Raw genomic sequence first — 16,957 nt, 5'->3', positions numbered from 1 at the left:
ATTTTATCGAAGGATATTAAGCCTATATCAAGATTGTCTCATGAATAACACTCTGTGTATTACTAAAAGACTATATTGCTGAATGATTGTATTGATAAGATCAAGCTATCAACTCATTGCAATAGCATAGGTAAAAGAGAGCAATATCATGAGCAATAATAACGACTACGATATTTCTGATTCAAAAGACTGCGAAACATATATTAATCAATTCATTCAAGAATTTACCATTCGTTCTGCCGAAATTGGTAAGGGAACCGTGATCAAACGGGCTTTGCCGAGCCGACAAAAACGTTTGGTCGGGGCGTGGTGTTTTCTAGATCATGCTGGGCCTGTGAGTTTTCCAGCGGGTGATGGTTTAGATGTGGGACCGCATCCACACATTGGTTTGCAGACGTTCACATGGATGATTGAAGGCACCATGATGCATACCGATAGTCTGGGCTCAAAACAATTAATTCGCCCGAAGCAAGTCAATTTGATGACGGCAGGTCACGGAATTTCACATACCGAAGTTGCACCTGATACCGAAACCAAAATGCATGCTGCACAGCTTTGGATTGCTTTACCAGATGACAAACTGAATATGTCGCCTAAGTTTGAGCACTATCCAGAATTACCGATTGTGAATAAAGATCAGGTTGAATTTACAGTACTGGTCGGAGATTTCCTCGATACAACCTCACCTGTACACGTGCATACGCCTTTGGTGGGTGTAGATCTGACTGCACAAGCCGATACCAAAACCCGTATTCCACTCAATCCAAAGTTTGAATATGCCTTTATGGCGTTGGAGGGCACGGCTCGCGTCAATGGTCATGAACTGACTGCCGATAATATGGTGGTTTTGGAAACTGGACTCACTGAAATTGAAGTCGAGTTAACTCAAGGTCATCGTCTGTTATTGATTGGTGGTGAACCGTTTGAATCGCCGATTTTACTGTGGTGGAATTTTGTAGGGCGTACCATGGAAGAGTTAAAGCAAGCGCGTGAAGACTGGATTAATCACGATGCTCGTTTTGGGGAAATTCCAGATTACCAAGGTAAACGCCTAGAAGCACCTGTGTTACCCGATCAAATGAGGGCATCAAAATGAGTATTATTGCCAGTGCAGCAGTCCAGACTTTGCCAGAACCTTGGAAAGGCGAGGTGAAGAGTGGTACACATCAATTTCTTACCGATAAGCCAGAACAGTTTGGTGGACATGATACAGGGCCAGCACCTTATGATTTCCTGACCACAAGCTTGGCCTCCTGCACCATGATTACCTTGCGCATGTATGCACAGCATAAGGAAATGGATTTGGGTGCGTTTTCGGTTGAAGTCGATTTTCATACCAATCGTGAACAGCAGGAACGGATCGAGCGCCGTGTAATATTTAAACAACCTGTTTCACAAGATTTAAAAGAAAAGCTTCTCAATGTCTGTAGCAAAACGCCTGTTACTAAAACTTTGTTACGTAGTTTAGACATTCAGACCATGATTCTTTAAGACTAAAGTGCTATTGTGCTTGGGCAAAACATAATTCTAAGCGTAGCTATGAGAGGGACTAAAACCATAGTTACGCAGCTAAAAAGCAGGCACAAAAATGATTACCTTACATTACCTACAATGCTCACGTTCGTTCCGCATATTGTGGGCGTTAGAAGAACTTGGTGTGGATTGCCAAGTTGAGTATTACCAAAGGTCAGCCAGTTACGCAGCGCCAGAAAGCCTTAAACAAATTCATCCTCTCGGTAAAGCACCTATTTTGGTCGATGGGGATGATGTCATTGTTGAATCTGCTGTAATCCTCGATTATTTGCAACAGCAGTATGATCTTCAAAGCAAATTTAAACCTCAGCAGGCATCTGATCAACATCAATATTTGTACTGGATGCATTATGCAGAAGGTTCATTGATGCCGTTATTGGTCATGACCCTAGTGATGAATAATGTCAGCAAACATGTTCCTTGGGTGATTCGTCCGATTGCGGAAAAAATTACCGATGGTGTTAAAGCTGGTTTTGTTCGTCCACGGGTGAAAGAACATATTTTGTATCTTGAAGATTATTTGTCAAAACATGATTATTTTGCAGGTGATTTTTCTTTTGCTGACATTCAAATGGCCTTTCCATTGATTGCGATTCAGAACCGCTTACATGGTAAGTATCCAAACATTCAGGCTTTTGTACAACGTGTTCAGCAGCGTCCGGCTTTTCAACGTGCTGAACAAGGAACGCTGCATTCTCAATGCACATAAATTTTTAACATAAAAAAGGGAACTGATTGTTCCCTTTTTTATTGTGACTCTATTTTTAGCGTTTAATTACAATTGAATCAATGCCGCTATGTTGTAAGGTCTGTTGAGCAGCAAGCGCAGATTCTTGGCTGTCATAAGGTCCAGAGAACACACGATACCAAGTTTGACCATTTTCAACGCTTTTCACCACATCTGCAGATAAACCATTCAGGATGATTTCTGCACGACGTGCGTCAGCACTGTCTGGGTCAGGGTAGCTACGTACTTGTAAAATATAAGTTGCATGTGCAGGAGCTGCAGCTTGTTCACTTGGGGTGATGCCACTTGGATCTTCTGTTGTTGTGGTTTCAGGTTTTGGTGACTCGATAATCACAACATTGCCCTGAGGTTTAGATTCTGGCACGGCTTGCTCAGGAATTGGGGTTACTTGCTGTTGCGGAAGTAAGTCGTAAAAACGGTAGTCTTTATTGGTATTTTCTTCTTCATAGTGTTCAGAAGTTACCTGATTTTTTGCAGGAACAGGCTGCCATGGTTGCCAAAGCATGAGCATCACGGCAGCGCACAGGATCGCGAGAACTGCGACAAGCATTCCTAACCACTTTGGAATGAGTGGTTTTTTGGGCTTGTTTGGTCGTTCAGATACACCACGTTGCGTTTTTCCAAACACCAGAAATTCCTCTTGATCCTATTAGGTTATTTGTAACTTGAATCTGCTTAAAAACAAAGCATTATGTTTAAAAATAATGCTTTGTTTACCATATTGTTTAACAATCATGGTTTAAGTTTACATGTGTTTAAGCTTTGATTTACTGGTTGCCGTTTTACCTCAGGCATAGCCTTTGGTCTTGCGACGATGTGCAAAGTGTTGCTTTGCTGTTTTACAGCCCATCTCAAGCATAGCTTTCGGTCTTGCAGTCATGTGTGAAGCTTTTGCTTCACTTTTTACATGGTTACTTCGGGCACAGCCCTCCGTCTTGCGACCATGTGTGAAGCTTTTGCTTCACTTTTTACATGGTCTCAGGAGCGGAGACACCGAGTAATTCTAAGCCATTGTGTAAAACTTGCTGTACATTGATTGAAAGCAATAAACGTGCTTGTGTAAGCGCTACATCATCACCCAAAACTTTATGCTCATTATACCAAGCATGGAATAGGGCAGCTAATTCTTTAAGATAGTTACCAATTTGGTGTGGTTCATAGACATTTGCCGCACGGACTAAAATATCAGGATAAGCAGCAAGCTTAGACAGAATTTCTGTTTCAGCATCAAGTTCTAAACGATTGGCTTGTTCGCGTGCTGCAACAGCATCAAAACTGATCCCTGTAGTGGCTGCTTTTTCTAACATACGACAAATACGTGCATGGGCATATTGAATGTAATACACCGCATTGTCCTTGCTTTGTGAAACCGCAAGATCAAGGTCAAAGTCGATGTGTTGTTCAGACTTACGCATCACATAGTAGAAACGTGCGGCATCATTACCCACTTCTTTACGTAGATCACGTAAAGTCACGAACTGACCCGAACGAGATGACATTTGTACCATCTCACCGCCACGCCACAAGCTTACGAACTGAACCAAAAGCACAGTCAATTTCTTCGAGTCATAGCCCATTGCATCAATGGCAGCTTTGACACGTGAAATATAACCGTGGTGGTCTGAACCCCAAATATCAATCAGGTCAGTATAGCCGCGTTGTAATTTATTTAAGTGATAAGCAATGTCAGAGGCGAAGTAAGTGGTTTGACCATTACGACGTTTTACCACACGGTCTTTTTCATCACCAAATTCAGTTGATTTAAACCAGATGTTACCCTCTTTTTCATAGAGGTAACCACGCTGGTCTAATGTCTCAAGCGCTTCGTCAATTTTGTCAGTTAAAGAGTCTTCACTGAACCATTTGTCAAAGGTCACGCCAAAGTCAGCCAAGTCATCTTTGATGTCATCTAAGATGGCATGTAACGCTGCTTGATGGAAAACACGGTAGTCCGCACCCAAGTGTTGTTGTGAGTTTGCGATCAAACCATCAATGTGTTTTTCTTTATCGCCAGAAAGCACAACTTTGTTGCCTTCTGCATCGAGTTCTTCAGCGTATTGAACATCTTCTGGTACATCTTTATAGATGTCAGCAACGGCACGAACGTGTGCATTGCCATCTTTATCAATAATTTCTTGTGCGATTTCTTTGACGTAGTCGCCTTGGTAGGCATTTTTAGGGAAAACTAAAGTTTGTCCCGTCAATTCTAAATAACGTAAATAAGTTGAAGTCGCCAAAATGTCCATTTGACGACCTGCGTCATTGACATAGTATTCACGATCAACGGTTGCACCTGTCGCTTCTAATAGATTCGCAACGGTCATACCATACGCTGCGCCACGACCATGGCCGACATGCAGGCTAGAGGTTGGGTTTGCTGAGACAAACTCGACTTGGATCTTTTTAGCTGCGTTGGCTTGGCTACGACCATAATCATTTTTTTGTGCTTGAATTTGGTCGAGTACCGCGTAGCGTTGGTCAGCATTCAAAAAGAAGTTGATAAAACCCGGACCTGCAATTTCTGCTTTGGTAATGTCAGCGACTTCAGGCAGGGCTGCCAAGATTTTTTCAGCGAGATCGCGAGGTTTCATACCTGCAACTTTTGAGCCGATCATGGCGATATTTGAAGCAAAGTCTCCGTGACTTCGGTCTTTGGTACGGGTTAAATGGCTCGTGTTGGTCCAATCTGAAGGAAGTACACCTTGTTGTTGCAGGGTTTGTACCGCATGATCGAGAGCTGCTTGTATTGCCGTATTCATAGTTACCGAAAATAAATGTCGCGGAAAAACGACCAATATAGCAAATTTTATCGGCTTAAGGGGAGTGGGATTTGTGCGGAATTAACATATTCACATAAATCTTTTTGGCGTGAGTAGAAATTTGGTGGTCATACAGATGCTATGTCATTGATAAACATAGCATCTGGTGGTTCTAATCTTCTAAAATCTGTTCTAATAATTCATCGCTTGGCGCGAAGTAATAAGCACCATCAATTGCGGTAGTAAAATGCAGCAAGCGATCATGAATGCCATCACCTGTGGTCCCAAACATACGTTTCAGCATCTCGTCAATAATGCTTAAATTGTTGGTGTAAGCGACAAAGAATAAGCCTTGCTCACCTTTGCCATCACCATAAGGCAAGCTGTGACGCAAGATTTCCATTTCCTCACCTTCATCGTCTTCAACGACTGTACGTGCGACATGTGAGTTTTCTGGTTTTACATCATCATCCAACTCAATTGACTCAAGTTTGGTACGGCCAAACACATGTTCTTGCGCATCGACTTTCAGCATTTGCCATTTTGCAAGATCATGAATATAACGCTGCGCAAAGATAAAGCTGCCTTCGGCAAAGGCACCTGCTGTTTCTGGTAGTAATGCTGCTTCTGCACGGTCATCTGGAAATTGCGGATTCTCTGTTCCATCAATAAAGCCTGTCATATCACGGCCATCAAAGAAACGGAAACAAGCACGCTCATCTAGGACTTCGACTTTGTCTTGAATGCCGTTAAAAAAAGTTTGGCTCATGGCAAAACAAATATCTGCACGGGCACTGGCGAGATGAATAAATACATCAGCAGGCACCACTGGCATATTAAAGGCACCCTGTTGCGGGTCGAGTTGTTTAAATCCTTCAGGTGTTTGCGAGTTGAGTCGCGCCCAAAGTTCGGGACCAAAAGCGATGGCTGTTTTAATCTGGTCATTGGGGTGTTGTGTGATTAAACGGTCACGGGTCGAAAGGAGAGCTTCAATCTGTTGTTTTAATTCGGCAATGCTTAGATCTTTTAAACGTAAAACAATAAAGCGGGCGTGGTCAGAAGGTAATGGAAGAATGACAGATTGCGCAGTCATTAAAAACTCCTTAGTTATTTTTAAGGGGAAAACGATAATTGTGCCTGATGTTATCAGGGTAGAGTAGCTTATTTGCTAAATTTTCTTGCCTAAAATATCAACGTGATGCGCTGATAAAACGGTATAATTCACCTTTTATTGTTCGACTGTAGTCGTTATGTCTTTGCAGATTTGGTTTGCTTTTATGTTGGCGTGCTGGGTGATTAGTATCTCACCAGGCGCAGGCGCAATTGCGTCAATGTCGAGTGGCCTCAACTACGGCTTTCGACATGGCTATTGGAACGTCATTGGCCTGCAAGTGGCGTTACTCATACAAATTCTGATTGTGGCAGCAGGTGTTGGTGTGCTGTTTGCGACAACACCTTTGGCTTTTCAGGTGGTGAAATGGTTTGGCGTCACTTATTTGGTTTATTTGGCGTATAAGCAGTGGACTGCACCGATTCAGTCGATTGAGATTCGACAGGAGCAACCTCAATCCGCTTTAGCCTTAATATTGAAAGGCTTTGTGGTGAATATGAGTAATCCTAAAGCCATTGTATTCTTGCTGGCTGTTTTACCGCAATTTCTAGATTTGAGTCGACCACAATGGCTGCAATACTTAATTATGGCGGTCACGATGGTGACGATCGATCTGATTGTCATGGCGGGCTATACCGGACTGGCTTCGAAAGTATTGAGACTGCTTCGCTCACCAACACAGCAAAAATATTTAAATCGTGGTTTTGCGGTGATGTTTAGTGGTGCAGCACTTTTATTAAGTGCAATTCAACAGTCAAGCTGACTGCCTGATTTAGGCAGATTGAGCTTGGCTTTTGAGTTTTTGCGTGATGAAAATAGCGGCAAAGCAAAGTGCCATACACAGAACAATACTTAAGCCTGTAGAAATATTCAGTGCAGCACTCGACCATAGGCCAACCGTGACCCCGAGCTGTGCCAACACAAATGCCCAAACCACCATTTGTTTGGGGGAGTGCGCCAATAAGCGTGCACTCAGGGCTGGAATCACCAGTAAAGCACCCATCAATAATGAACCGACCGCACGTAATGCCAATACGGTAAACAAAGCCAATAACAACATGAAGATCAAACGTTGCCAGTTGGCACTGACGCCTTCGCTCATGGCGATATCAGGATCAATCGCAATTTGAATCTGCGCTGACCATGAACGATAAAGTACGATTAATGCACCTGCAATCACCACGGCAAACATGGGTAAATCAGCCCACTCGATACTGAGTAAATCGCCGAATAAATAGCTAAGCAATTCAGGACGCAAACTTGGTACTTGCTGAATCAGTAGCAGACCAGAGCAGAGGAGGGTGGCTGAGCTTAAAGCGAGTAATGCATCATTGGGTAGGCGTGAATCGTGCAAAACCCAAAGAAGAGCAACCAGCAACAGCGCAAGGCAAGCGACACCCAGCCAAAAAGGTAAATTCAGAATCCCTGCAACTGCGACACCGAGTAAGGTGCCGTGTGCCATGGTGTCTGCAAAAAAAGACATTCTGCGCCAAAGCATCAAGCAGCCGAGAGGAGCGGTTAGAAAAACCAGTAATGACCCCATGATCCAAGCAGGGAGGAGGAGTTGTAACCATTCCATCATGGCTTAGACCTTTGGCTCAGGGTGAATATGTGGGCGTGGATCGTGCGAACACGGTTCGGCATGATCACTATGCCCACAGTGATTGTGATGATGCTGATAGAACATACGTTGGGTGCCAAAAATCGCTTGGTATTCTGGATGTTGCTGAATACTTTCAGGTAAACCACTACAGCAAATATGTTTGTTAAGGCAGACTACGCGATGCGTACCTTGCATCACCCATTGTAGATCATGTGACACCATCAACACAGCACAGCCATAGCGTTCAGGCAAACTGCGGACATATTCATAAAGCTCAGCTTCGGACTGAATATCCAAGCCTTGCATTGGTTCATCTAGTACTAAAATATCGGGTTGACGCAATAAAGCACGAGCCAGTAACACCCGTTGCCGTTCACCACCTGAAAGCTGCTGTACTTTGGATGACTGTAATTTTTGAATGCCTGTGTCGCGAATAATCTCTTCGCGTAACGCCTGTTCGCAGACTTCTAGATCAAGCAAATCTTGTACGCGTAAAGGGAGGCTCGCAGAAGGGTTAAACTTCTGCGGAACATAGGCCATTTTTAATTTTTTAGAAAAGTGAATTTTGCCTGTATTCGGCGGCATGATACCTAACAGCACTTTGATCAATGTAGATTTGCCTGCGCCATTGGGACCAATCAACGTCACAATTTCTTTTGCCTGCAAGGCAAAATCTACATTTCTTAAAATATCCAGCTCATCACGACGAACTGAGATTTTCTCCAGCTGAATAAGTGGAGTGCTTACTGGCGTGTGCTGCACTGATGACATTTTCCAGAGATTTCAATAATGCTATGTTGCGCTAAAAACTGGTCTGATGACGCAAGTTGATCGAGTTGCTGGATCAAACCTTGTGCTGATGCTTCTTTCACAGAATGACATTCCGTACAGATCAGAAAAGCCGCTTGATGGCCTTCACGTGGATGACAACAAGGAATATAGGCATTAATAGATGTAAGTCTATGAATTAAGCCTTTTTCTAATAAAAAGTCTAAAGTACGGTAAACCGTAGGAGGCGCGGCAGGGCGATCTGCTTGGCCTTTAATTTTCGCCAATAAGTCATAAGCACCCATTGGTGCAGATGCATTTAAAATGAGTTCAAGTACTTCTTTACGTAAAGGTGTCAGACGAGCGCCAGTCGCAGTGCATAAAATTTCTGCTTCGGCAAGGCGTGCTTTAATATCGTGATGACCGTGAACACCATGTAAAGCATTGTCATGTTCATGTGAACAAGAACTCATAGATTGACCTCATTGTTTTGTAGAGCCTATTGAATTTTCACTGACATCAAGTGTCTGAATAGTGTCGCAATAGCCCCGCTATCATAACATGCAATTTATGATAACTATCTATATAAGTTAAATGCACGACGGATAGTGCAGCGAATCTAAAAATAGACATAGGCATTTTTTAACTTTTGTTATATTATAACATGCTTCGCTAAATTGAGTAATGTTGTGATGTCTCGCCTATTTGTCTTGGTCTTGTTTTCGATGTTAAGCACATGGGGCTGGACACAAAGCTTGGTGGTTTCAACACACCCAATTTATCTGATTGCCAAAGAAGTAACAGACGGAGTAGAAGAACCGATTCTGTTATTAAAAGATCAAAGTGGCCATGACGTACAACTCACACCAGCACACCGTAAAGCGATTCAAGATGCCTCTTTGGTGATTTGGCTTGGGAAAGCGCATGAGGCACCGCTTGAAAAGATGCTAAATCAGAACCGTAAAGCGATTGCGCTATTGGATTCAGGCATTTTAACGACTTTACCGCTGCGTAATTTGCGTGGTGCATCTATGGCGAACACGGTAGATAGTCATGTGTGGTTAGATCCAAATAATGCGGTACGTATCGCTTTCTTTATTGCAACTTTACGTTCGCAGCAATATCCAGAAAATAAAGCCAAATATATGGCCAATGCCAAAGAGTTCTCTCAGCAGATGCTGCAAGCCTCACAACAATATGAAAGCTCTAATAAAGCCAAAAACTATTGGTCTTATCATGATGCCTATCAGTATCTAGAAAGAGCATTGAACCTGAAATTTGCAGGTGCGCTGACCGATGATCCACATATTGCACCAACGGCAGCTCAGATTAAGTACTTAAGAGACAATCGTCCGCAAAATAAAATGTGCTTATTGGCCGAAACGACAGCAAGTGCCAGTCAGTACCAAAAAATGAACCCAGTAGTTTTCCAATCGGTAGATGAAAGCATGCGTGGTGAAGATAATTTTGTAACAGCATGGCAAAAATTGGCTTTAAAAACCGATAAATGCGTAATAAGTGCACAAAATTGATCAAAAAAATAAAAATCAATTGACTCTAACGTCAAAAAATATGGTAACGAAAAAAGCAGACTTAAGTCGAGAAAAGATTGCATGTTCAGGGGTGTAACTCTATAATGCCTGCGATTCGAAACGATCATGATTAAAACTTGTCAAGCAGTTCTGCTGTAAGTGGGTAAAAAATGAGCCAAACTAGTCGCATGATTGACCGACGATTAGCAAAAGCTTTGGTCTTCTTACAAGCATGTATGATTCCTGTTGCCGCTTTACTGGCATGGGCAATGAAAGATACAACTGCTGCTTTGAGTGCTGCGCTTGGGGCTTTGGTATGTTGGTTGGCACATTGTTATTTTGCTTGGCAGTCGTTTAGAACGGCAGGCGCAAGAGCATCAAAACAAGTCATGCTGAATATGTACCGAGGAATGCTCGGTAAGTTTGCGATTGTGATCGTGGGTTTTATATTAATTTTGAGCAATGTTAAACCGCTGTCACCGGTTGCATTGTTTTGTGGATTTATTCTCGTACAAGCGATGTCGTGGGTCGCGCCATTTTGGGTGGCACGTCTACAAAAACGAGGATAAAACACATTTTGAGATTTTTGGAAGTAGAGGCGGGATCTTTGCCATCCGCTTGATTCGTTTCTACTTCTTTTTAATGATTGACATTGACCAGGTGTGATTTATGGCTGCTGAAGAACATGCCCTGACTTCGACCGAGTATATCAAGCATCACTTGACCAATATGACCTATGGCAAAATGCCTGATGGTACATGGAAATTGGCTGAGACTGCTGAAGAAGCTCATTCGATGGGGTTCACTGCAATTCACTTGGATTCAATGGGTTGGTCTATCGGACTTGGTGTGATTTTCTGTTTGTTGTTTTGGACAGTTGCGAGAGCTGCGAATGCAGGTGTTCCAACTAAATTCCAATCAGCGATTGAAATGATTATCGAGTTTGTAGACTCAAGTGTTCGTGATACTTTCCACGGCAAATCACGTTTAATTGCACCATTGGCATTAACCATTTTCGTGTGGATTTTCCTCATGAACGCAATGGACTTAATCCCTGTTGACTGGATCCCGTATACAGCTCAATTGATTGGTGCAAACGTATTTGGTATGGACCCTCACCACGTTTACTTCAAAGTTGTTCCATCTACTGACCCGAACATTACCCTTGGTATGTCGTTGTCTGTATTTGTTTTAATTTTGTTCTATAGTATTCGTGAAAAAGGGATCGGCGGTTTCGTCGGTGAATTGGCACTTAACCCATTCAACCCAAGTAACAAATTTGCAAAAGCGTTATTGATTCCAGTGAACTTAATTTTGGAATTAGTAACTTTCCTTGCTCGTCCAGTTTCGTTAGCTCTACGACTGTTCGGTAACATGTATGCGGGTGAGTTGATCTTCATCTTGATCGCATTATTGCCGTTCTGGATCCAGTGGGCGTTATCTGTGCCTTGGGCTATTTTCCACATTCTTGTAATCACGCTGCAAGCATTTATCTTTATGATGCTGACCATCGTTTACTTGAGCATGGCAAGCGAAAAGCATTAATGGTATTGCCTAACTATCACCTGATCGTTGGGCTTAAATTTTAGTTTAATTTGGTAATAACCTAACCTCTGAGGAATTTTTCATGGAACTCACTTTAGGTCTAGTTGCAATTGCATCTGCTATCTTGATCGCTTTCGGTGCTTTAGGTACTGCGATTGGTTTTGGTCTTTTAGGCGGTCGCTTCTTAGAAGCTGTTGCTCGTCAACCAGAATTGGCTCCACAACTTCAAACTCGTATGTTCTTAATTGCGGGTCTTCTTGATGCTGTGCCTATGATCGGTGTTGGTATTGGCTTGTTCTTCATCTTCGCTAATCCATTTGTAGGTTAATAGCTTAATTCCTAAATCCACATATTGAGGAATAGCGAAATGAATATCAACCTCACATTGATTGGCCAAGCAATTGCATTTGCGATCTTTGTCGCATTCTGCATGAAGTTTGTTTGGCCTCCACTAATCAATGCGATTAGTGAGCGTCAGCGTAAAATCGCTGATGGCTTAAACGCTGCTGAAAAAGCAAAAGCTGACCTTGCTGATGCGCAAGCACAAGTAAAGGCAGAATTAGACGCAGCAAAAGCACAAGCGGCTCAATTGATCGAACAAGCGAACCGTCGTTCAGCACAATTGATCGAAGAAGCGCGTACCCAAGCATCTGCTGAAGGTGAGCGTATTCGTCAACAGGCGAAAGAAACTGTTGATCAAGACATCAATTCTGCTCGCGAAGAATTACGTCAACAAGTTGCTGCTTTGGCAGTTGCTGGTGCAGAAAAAATTCTGAACCAACAAGTTGACGCAGAAGCTCATAATGCCATGCTGAATCAGCTGGCTGCTAAACTTTAAGCGAGGCGAATATGGCTGAACTCTTGACGTTAGCACGCCCGTACAGCAAAGCAGCATTTGCTTATGCATCTGAGCAGAATGCAACTGACGCTTGGTCAAATGCGTTACAACTGCTCAGTGCTGCGGTGCAAGATGAAGCATTTTCCGCTTATTTAAATCGCCCTGAGCTGACTCCTGCGGAACAAGTAGGTCTTTTTGCCAAGGTTTTAGGTGAAGATCAAACTCAATCAGTGTCTAACTTTCTGACATTGCTTGCAGATAATGATCGTTTAGTTTTATTGCCTGAAATCGCAACAGAATACGAACTACTTAAATCGCAGAACAACAACACATTGGAAGTAGAAATTGAATCTGCTTTTCCAATGGATGCGACACAAGAGCATATTTTAGCTCATGCGCTTGAAAAACGTTTTAACAGAACAGTTCATGTCACTGTTAACGTTAATCCAGCGTTGATCGCAGGTGTTGTGATTCGTGCAGGCGACCAAGTGATAGATGACTCTGCGCTTAACAAGCTTGAAAAAATGCGGACTCGTCTTCTTGCGTAATAGCAAAAAGACTGAACTTAAAAAAGATTGAGGAATAGCGCAATGCAACAACTGAATCCATCCGAGATCAGTGCGCTCATTAAACAGCGTATCGGCGATCTGGACACCAGCGCGACCGCGAAGAATGAAGGTACCATCGTCATGGTATCTGACGGTATCGTGCGCATTCACGGTCTTGCAGATGCAATGTACGGTGAAATGATCGAATTCGACGGCGGCTTATTTGGTATGGCACTGAACCTAGAACAGGATTCAGTGGGTGCCGTTGTTTTAGGTAACTACCTAAGCCTTCAAGAAGGTCAAAAAGCTCGTTGCACAGGTCGTGTATTAGAAGTTCCGGTTGGTCCTGAACTTCTTGGCCGTGTCGTAGACGCTTTGGGTAATCCAATTGATGGTAAAGGCCCAATTGATGCAAAATTAACTGATGCTGTTGAAAAAGTAGCACCAGGTGTAATTTGGCGTCAGTCTGTCGACGAACCTGTTCAAACTGGTTATAAATCAGTTGATACCATGATCCCTGTAGGTCGTGGTCAGCGTGAGTTGATTATTGGTGACCGTCAAACTGGTAAAACAGCAATGGCGATCGATGCGATCATCGCTCAGAAAAACTCTGGCATTAAATGTGTATACGTTGCGATTGGTCAAAAACAATCAACAATTGCAAACGTGGTACGTAAGCTAGAAGAAACTGGCGCTATGGCGTATACAACTGTTGTCGCAGCTGCGGCCGCTGATCCTGCAGCAATGCAGTATTTAGCTCCGTACTCAGGCTGTACAATGGGCGAATACTTCCGTGATCGTGGTGAAGACGCGTTAATTATTTATGATGATTTGTCTAAGCAAGCTGTTGCTTACCGTCAAATTTCATTACTTTTACGTCGTCCACCAGGTCGTGAAGCGTATCCAGGTGACGTATTCTATCTTCACTCGCGTCTTCTTGAACGTGCTTCGCGCGTTTCAGCTGATTATGTTGAGAAGTTCACGAACGGTGCAGTAACTGGTCAAACTGGTTCTTTAACTGCGTTACCGATCATTGAAACTCAAGCTGGTGACGTATCTGCATTCGTACCAACCAACGTAATTTCGATTACTGACGGTCAGATCTTCTTAGAAACATCATTATTCAACGCAGGTATTCGTCCTGCTGTGAACGCGGGTATCTCTGTATCTCGTGTTGGTGGTTCTGCTCAAACGAAGATCATCAAAAAATTGTCTGGTGGTATCCGTACTGCTTTAGCGCAATACCGTGAATTGGCTGCGTTTGCTCAGTTCGCTTCTGATCTTGATGAAGCAACTCGTAAGCAACTTGAGCATGGTCAACGTGTAACTGAGTTAATGAAGCAAAAACAATATGCTCCTTACTCAATTGCTGACCAAGCTGTTTCTGTTTATGCATCTAACGAAGGCTATATGGCTGACGTAGAAGTGAAGAAAATCGTAGACTTTGATGCTGCGTTAATTTCTTACTTCCGTTCTGAACAAGCTGCGTTAATGCAACAGATCGATGAAACTGGTGATTACAACAAAGACATCGAAGCAGCAATCAAATCAGGTATTGAAAGCTTCAAAGCGACTCAAACTTACTAATTTTAGCAATAGCTAAAACTTTAGTTAAGTTTGGTTCACGGATCAACCTTCGGAAGCTCGCAAGAGCTTTCGAATACTAGGTTAAGCGTATGGCAAATTTAAAAGAAATTCGCGCCAAAGTAGCTAGTATCAAGAGCACGCAAAAGATTACTCGCGCGATGCAAATGGTAGCTGCTTCTAAAATGCGTCGTGCGCAAGAGCGCATGGCTCAGGGCCGTCCGTATGCCGATAATATGCGCCGTGTAATTGCTCACTTAGTCCAAGCAAACCCTGAATACAAACACCGTTATATGGTTGAGCGCCCAGTTAAGCGCGTTGGCTATATTGTGGTGTCTTCAGATCGTGGTTTGGCAGGCGGCTTAAACATTAACTTGTTTAAGAAAGTTGTGCAGCATGTCAAAGCACAACAAGAGCAGTCAATTGAAGTTGAATTTGCTTTGATTGGTCAAAAAGCGGTTTCGTTTTTTAAGAGCTACGGCGGTAAAGTGCTCGGTGTGACCACTCAGTTGGGTGATACACCAAGTTTGGAACAGTTAACGGGCTCAGTGCAAATTATGCTTGATGCATTTGATAAGGGCGAATTAGATCGTATCTACCTCGTATCAAATGGCTTCATCAATGCAATGACACAACAGCCTAAAGTAGAACAACTCGTTCCTTTAGCACCAGCAGAAGAGAGTGATGACCTTAACCGTACTTATGGTTGGGATTACCTCTATGAACCAGAAGCAGAAGAATTGTTAAATGGTTTGTTGGTCCGCTATATCGAGTCTATGGTTTATCAAGGTGTGATTGAAAACATCGCCTGTGAGCAATCTGCACGTATGGTCGCTATGAAAGCAGCGACTGACAATGCAGGCGATCTCATCAAGAGCCTACAACTCATTTATAACAAGCTGCGTCAAGCCGCGATTACTCAGGAAATTTCCGAGATCGTTGGTGGTGCCGCTGCCGTTTAACATTATTTTTGAATTGAGGAGACAGCAATGAGTAGCGGTCGTATCATTCAGATCATCGGCGCGGTTATCGACGTCGAGTTTGAACGTAATAGCGTTCCTAAGATCTATGAAGCTCTCCAAGTTGATGGTACTGAAACGACTTTGGAAGTTCAGCAACAGCTTGGTGATGGTGTAGTTCGTACTATCGCAATGGGTTCTACTGAAGGCCTTAAACGCGGTCTTAACGTGACTAGCACTGGCGCACCGATTTCTGTTCCAGTTGGCCCAGCTACGCTTGGTCGTATTATGGACGTTTTGGGTCGCCCAATTGATGAAGCGGGTCCTGTAGCGACTGAAGAGCGTTTGCCGATTCACCGTCAAGCACCTTCTTATGCTGAACAAGCAGCTTCTACTGATCTTTTAGAAACTGGTATCAAAGTCATCGACTTACTTTGCCCGTTTGCGAAAGGTGGTAAAGTTGGTTTATTCGGTGGTGCGGGTGTTGGTAAAACCGTTAACATGATGGAGTTGATCAACAACATCGCGAAAGCACACTCAGGTTTATCTGTGTTTGCTGGTGTTGGTGAGCGTACTCGTGAAGGTAACGACTTCTATCACGAAATGAAAGATTCTAACGTTCTTGACAAAGTAGCAATGGTCTACGGTCAGATGAATGAGCCACCAGGTAACCGTTTACGCGTAGCGTTAACTGGTTTGACCATGGCTGAATATTTCCGTGATCAAAAAGACGAAAATGGTAAAGGTCGTGACGTATTATTATTCGTCGACAACATCTATCGTTATACACTTGCGGGTACTGAAGTATCAGCATTGTTAGGTCGTATGCCATCTGCAGTAGGTTACCAACCGACACTTGCAGAAGAAATGGGTGTTCTTCAAGAGCGTATTACGTCTACTAAGTCTGGTTCGATCACTTCGATCCAAGCAGTATACGTACCTGCCGATGACTTAACAGATCCATCGCCTGCGACAACATTTGCTCACTTAGACGCAACAGTTGTATTGAGCCGTGACATCGCATCTTCTGGTATTTATCCAGCGATCGATCCACTTGACTCAACTTCACGTCAGTTAGATCCATTGGTTGTTGGTGCTGAGCATTATGAAATTGCACGTTCTGTACAGAACGTATTGCAACGTTATAAAGAGCTTAAAGACATCATTGCAATCTTGGGTATGGACGAGTTAGCAGAAGAAGACAAATTGGTTGTTTACCGTGCGCGTAAAATCCAACGTTTCTTCTCTCAACCATTCCACGTAGCTGAAGTGTTTACTGGTGCGCCTGGTAAATTAGTACCGCTTAAAGAAACGATTCGTGGCTTTAAAGGTCTATTAGCTGGTGAATACGATCACATCCCAGAACAAGCGTTCTATATGGTTGGTGGTATTGACGAAGTGATTGCTAAAGCTGAGAAACTCTAATTTA

At 43.1% G+C, this 16,957-nt stretch carries 19 protein-coding genes; 13 read left to right on the top strand and 6 right to left on the bottom strand.

The features are described 5' to 3' along the window. Positions 1–148: 148 nt before the first annotated feature. The 3 genes from A7P54_RS02785 to A7P54_RS02775 all read left to right on the top strand — a co-directional run bounded on the left by A7P54_RS02785 (position 149) and on the right by A7P54_RS02775 (position 2,242). A complete protein-coding gene (locus A7P54_RS02785; RefSeq protein ID WP_004801952.1) occupies positions 149–1,096 on the top strand; it encodes a pirin family protein in 948 nt (315 codons plus the stop codon). Beyond that, complete coding sequence (locus tag A7P54_RS02780) at positions 1,093–1,491, top strand: OsmC family protein (protein ID WP_171548572.1); 399 nt, start codon at positions 1,093–1,095, stop codon at positions 1,489–1,491. The genes A7P54_RS02785 and A7P54_RS02780 overlap by 4 nt, the downstream gene beginning before the upstream one ends. Before the next feature lie 97 nt (positions 1,492–1,588). Next, complete coding sequence (locus tag A7P54_RS02775; RefSeq protein WP_171548571.1) at positions 1,589–2,242, top strand: glutathione S-transferase; 654 nt, start codon at positions 1,589–1,591, stop codon at positions 2,240–2,242. Between the two features lie 55 nt (positions 2,243–2,297). On the opposite strand, the gene A7P54_RS02770 is transcribed toward A7P54_RS02775, so the two are convergent. The 3 genes from A7P54_RS02770 to A7P54_RS02760 all read right to left on the bottom strand — a co-directional run bounded on the left by A7P54_RS02770 (position 2,298) and on the right by A7P54_RS02760 (position 6,133). Beyond that, positions 2,298–2,909 carry an SPOR domain-containing protein gene (locus A7P54_RS02770; protein ID WP_004801958.1) on the bottom strand — a complete coding sequence of 204 codons (612 nt, stop codon included), beginning with the start codon at positions 2,907–2,909 and terminating at the stop codon, positions 2,298–2,300. Positions 2,910–3,249: 340 nt separating this feature from the next. Further along, on the bottom strand, positions 3,250–5,040 hold the full coding sequence (gene argS / locus A7P54_RS02765) for an arginine--tRNA ligase (protein ID WP_171548570.1): 1,791 nt from the start codon (positions 5,038–5,040) through the stop codon (positions 3,250–3,252). 172 nt (positions 5,041–5,212) lie between these two features. Beyond that, positions 5,213–6,133 carry a Dyp-type peroxidase gene (locus A7P54_RS02760; protein ID WP_171548569.1) on the bottom strand — a complete coding sequence of 307 codons (921 nt, stop codon included), beginning with the start codon at positions 6,131–6,133 and terminating at the stop codon, positions 5,213–5,215. Between the two features lie 157 nt (positions 6,134–6,290). Here A7P54_RS02760 and A7P54_RS02755 point away from each other — a divergent pair, with 157 nt between their 5' ends. Beyond that, entirely contained in the window at positions 6,291–6,914 is a 624-nt protein-coding gene (locus A7P54_RS02755; RefSeq protein ID WP_171548568.1) for a LysE family transporter, read from the top strand. Between the two features lie 9 nt (positions 6,915–6,923). Here the strand turns inward: A7P54_RS02755 and znuB are convergent, their stop codons facing one another. Genes znuB through A7P54_RS02740 form a run of 3 tightly spaced genes read right to left on the bottom strand, consistent with a single transcriptional unit; the run spans position 6,924 to position 8,995 of the window. Further along, positions 6,924–7,733, bottom strand: coding sequence for a zinc ABC transporter permease subunit ZnuB (znuB, locus tag A7P54_RS02750; RefSeq protein WP_004801966.1), 810 nt, complete (start codon positions 7,731–7,733; stop codon positions 6,924–6,926). A 3-nt stretch (positions 7,734–7,736) separates the two neighbouring features. Further along, positions 7,737–8,525: a zinc ABC transporter ATP-binding protein ZnuC gene (gene znuC, locus A7P54_RS02745; protein ID WP_171548567.1), complete on the bottom strand. Its 789-nt coding sequence runs from the start codon at positions 8,523–8,525 to the stop codon at positions 7,737–7,739. Next, on the bottom strand, positions 8,498–8,995 hold the full coding sequence (locus tag A7P54_RS02740) for a transcriptional repressor (protein ID WP_004801969.1): 498 nt from the start codon (positions 8,993–8,995) through the stop codon (positions 8,498–8,500). The genes znuC and A7P54_RS02740 overlap by 28 nt, the downstream gene beginning before the upstream one ends. 219 nt (positions 8,996–9,214) lie before the next feature. Between A7P54_RS02740 and A7P54_RS02735 the strand changes: the two genes are divergently transcribed. The 9 genes from A7P54_RS02735 to atpD all read left to right on the top strand — a co-directional run bounded on the left by A7P54_RS02735 (position 9,215) and on the right by atpD (position 16,953). Next, positions 9,215–10,054: a metal ABC transporter substrate-binding protein gene (locus A7P54_RS02735; protein ID WP_005200703.1), complete on the top strand. Its 840-nt coding sequence runs from the start codon at positions 9,215–9,217 to the stop codon at positions 10,052–10,054. Positions 10,055–10,224: 170 nt separating this feature from the next. Then, on the top strand, positions 10,225–10,623 hold the full coding sequence (locus A7P54_RS02730; protein WP_004801974.1) for an ATP synthase subunit I: 399 nt from the start codon (positions 10,225–10,227) through the stop codon (positions 10,621–10,623). A gap of 100 nt (positions 10,624–10,723) precedes the next feature. Then, positions 10,724–11,599 carry a F0F1 ATP synthase subunit A gene (gene atpB, locus A7P54_RS02725; RefSeq protein WP_004801976.1) on the top strand — a complete coding sequence of 292 codons (876 nt, stop codon included), beginning with the start codon at positions 10,724–10,726 and terminating at the stop codon, positions 11,597–11,599. An 82-nt stretch (positions 11,600–11,681) separates the two neighbouring features. Then, positions 11,682–11,927 carry a F0F1 ATP synthase subunit C gene (atpE, locus tag A7P54_RS02720; RefSeq protein ID WP_000424060.1) on the top strand — a complete coding sequence of 82 codons (246 nt, stop codon included), beginning with the start codon at positions 11,682–11,684 and terminating at the stop codon, positions 11,925–11,927. Positions 11,928–11,966: 39 nt separating this feature from the next. Continuing rightward, positions 11,967–12,437, top strand: coding sequence for a F0F1 ATP synthase subunit B (locus tag A7P54_RS02715; RefSeq protein ID WP_004801977.1), 471 nt, complete (start codon positions 11,967–11,969; stop codon positions 12,435–12,437). Between the two features lie 11 nt (positions 12,438–12,448). Beyond that, positions 12,449–12,985 carry a F0F1 ATP synthase subunit delta gene (locus tag A7P54_RS02710; protein ID WP_171548566.1) on the top strand — a complete coding sequence of 179 codons (537 nt, stop codon included), beginning with the start codon at positions 12,449–12,451 and terminating at the stop codon, positions 12,983–12,985. Positions 12,986–13,027: 42 nt separating this feature from the next. Continuing rightward, positions 13,028–14,572 (top strand): F0F1 ATP synthase subunit alpha, encoded by a 1,545-nt coding sequence (gene atpA, locus A7P54_RS02705; protein ID WP_004801981.1) that lies wholly within the window; start codon positions 13,028–13,030, stop codon positions 14,570–14,572. An 89-nt stretch (positions 14,573–14,661) separates the two neighbouring features. Then, positions 14,662–15,531: a F0F1 ATP synthase subunit gamma gene (gene atpG, locus A7P54_RS02700; protein ID WP_004801983.1), complete on the top strand. Its 870-nt coding sequence runs from the start codon at positions 14,662–14,664 to the stop codon at positions 15,529–15,531. A gap of 27 nt (positions 15,532–15,558) precedes the next feature. Continuing rightward, positions 15,559–16,953 (top strand): F0F1 ATP synthase subunit beta, encoded by a 1,395-nt coding sequence (gene atpD / locus A7P54_RS02695; protein ID WP_004801985.1) that lies wholly within the window; start codon positions 15,559–15,561, stop codon positions 16,951–16,953. Positions 16,954–16,957: the final 4 nt, after the last annotated feature.

Origin of the sequence: Acinetobacter sp. Ac_3412 (assembly GCF_013072675.1) — a bacterium.
GTDB lineage: Bacteria > Pseudomonadota > Gammaproteobacteria > Pseudomonadales > Moraxellaceae > Acinetobacter > Acinetobacter higginsii.
The sequence above is the reverse complement of the archived record's forward strand: the minus strand, read 5'-3'. Positions and strand labels throughout refer to the sequence as shown.

Excerpts from the sequence above, each read along its gene's own strand:
- atpB (WP_004801976.1), top strand. The coding sequence starts at position 10,724 with ATGGCTGCTGAAGAACATGCCCTGACTTCGACCGAGTATATCAAGCAT.
- A7P54_RS02785 (WP_004801952.1), top strand. The coding sequence starts at position 149 with ATGAGCAATAATAACGACTACGATATTTCTGATTCAAAAGACTGCGAA.
- atpE (WP_000424060.1), top strand. The coding sequence starts at position 11,682 with ATGGAACTCACTTTAGGTCTAGTTGCAATTGCATCTGCTATCTTGATC.
- znuC (WP_171548567.1), bottom strand. The coding sequence starts at position 8,525 with ATGTCATCAGTGCAGCACACGCCAGTAAGCACTCCACTTATTCAGCTG.
- A7P54_RS02710 (WP_171548566.1), top strand. The coding sequence starts at position 12,449 with ATGGCTGAACTCTTGACGTTAGCACGCCCGTACAGCAAAGCAGCATTT.
- A7P54_RS02735 (WP_005200703.1), top strand. The coding sequence starts at position 9,215 with ATGTCTCGCCTATTTGTCTTGGTCTTGTTTTCGATGTTAAGCACATGG.
- A7P54_RS02775 (WP_171548571.1), top strand. The coding sequence starts at position 1,589 with ATGATTACCTTACATTACCTACAATGCTCACGTTCGTTCCGCATATTG.
- atpD (WP_004801985.1), top strand. The coding sequence starts at position 15,559 with ATGAGTAGCGGTCGTATCATTCAGATCATCGGCGCGGTTATCGACGTC.
- A7P54_RS02730 (WP_004801974.1), top strand. The coding sequence starts at position 10,225 with ATGAGCCAAACTAGTCGCATGATTGACCGACGATTAGCAAAAGCTTTG.
- A7P54_RS02755 (WP_171548568.1), top strand. The coding sequence starts at position 6,291 with ATGTCTTTGCAGATTTGGTTTGCTTTTATGTTGGCGTGCTGGGTGATT.
- atpG (WP_004801983.1), top strand. The coding sequence starts at position 14,662 with ATGGCAAATTTAAAAGAAATTCGCGCCAAAGTAGCTAGTATCAAGAGC.
- A7P54_RS02760 (WP_171548569.1), bottom strand. The coding sequence starts at position 6,133 with ATGACTGCGCAATCTGTCATTCTTCCATTACCTTCTGACCACGCCCGC.
- A7P54_RS02780 (WP_171548572.1), top strand. The coding sequence starts at position 1,093 with ATGAGTATTATTGCCAGTGCAGCAGTCCAGACTTTGCCAGAACCTTGG.
- znuB (WP_004801966.1), bottom strand. The coding sequence starts at position 7,733 with ATGATGGAATGGTTACAACTCCTCCTCCCTGCTTGGATCATGGGGTCA.
- A7P54_RS02740 (WP_004801969.1), bottom strand. The coding sequence starts at position 8,995 with ATGAGTTCTTGTTCACATGAACATGACAATGCTTTACATGGTGTTCAC.
- atpA (WP_004801981.1), top strand. The coding sequence starts at position 13,028 with ATGCAACAACTGAATCCATCCGAGATCAGTGCGCTCATTAAACAGCGT.
- A7P54_RS02715 (WP_004801977.1), top strand. The coding sequence starts at position 11,967 with ATGAATATCAACCTCACATTGATTGGCCAAGCAATTGCATTTGCGATC.
- argS (WP_171548570.1), bottom strand. The coding sequence starts at position 5,040 with ATGAATACGGCAATACAAGCAGCTCTCGATCATGCGGTACAAACCCTG.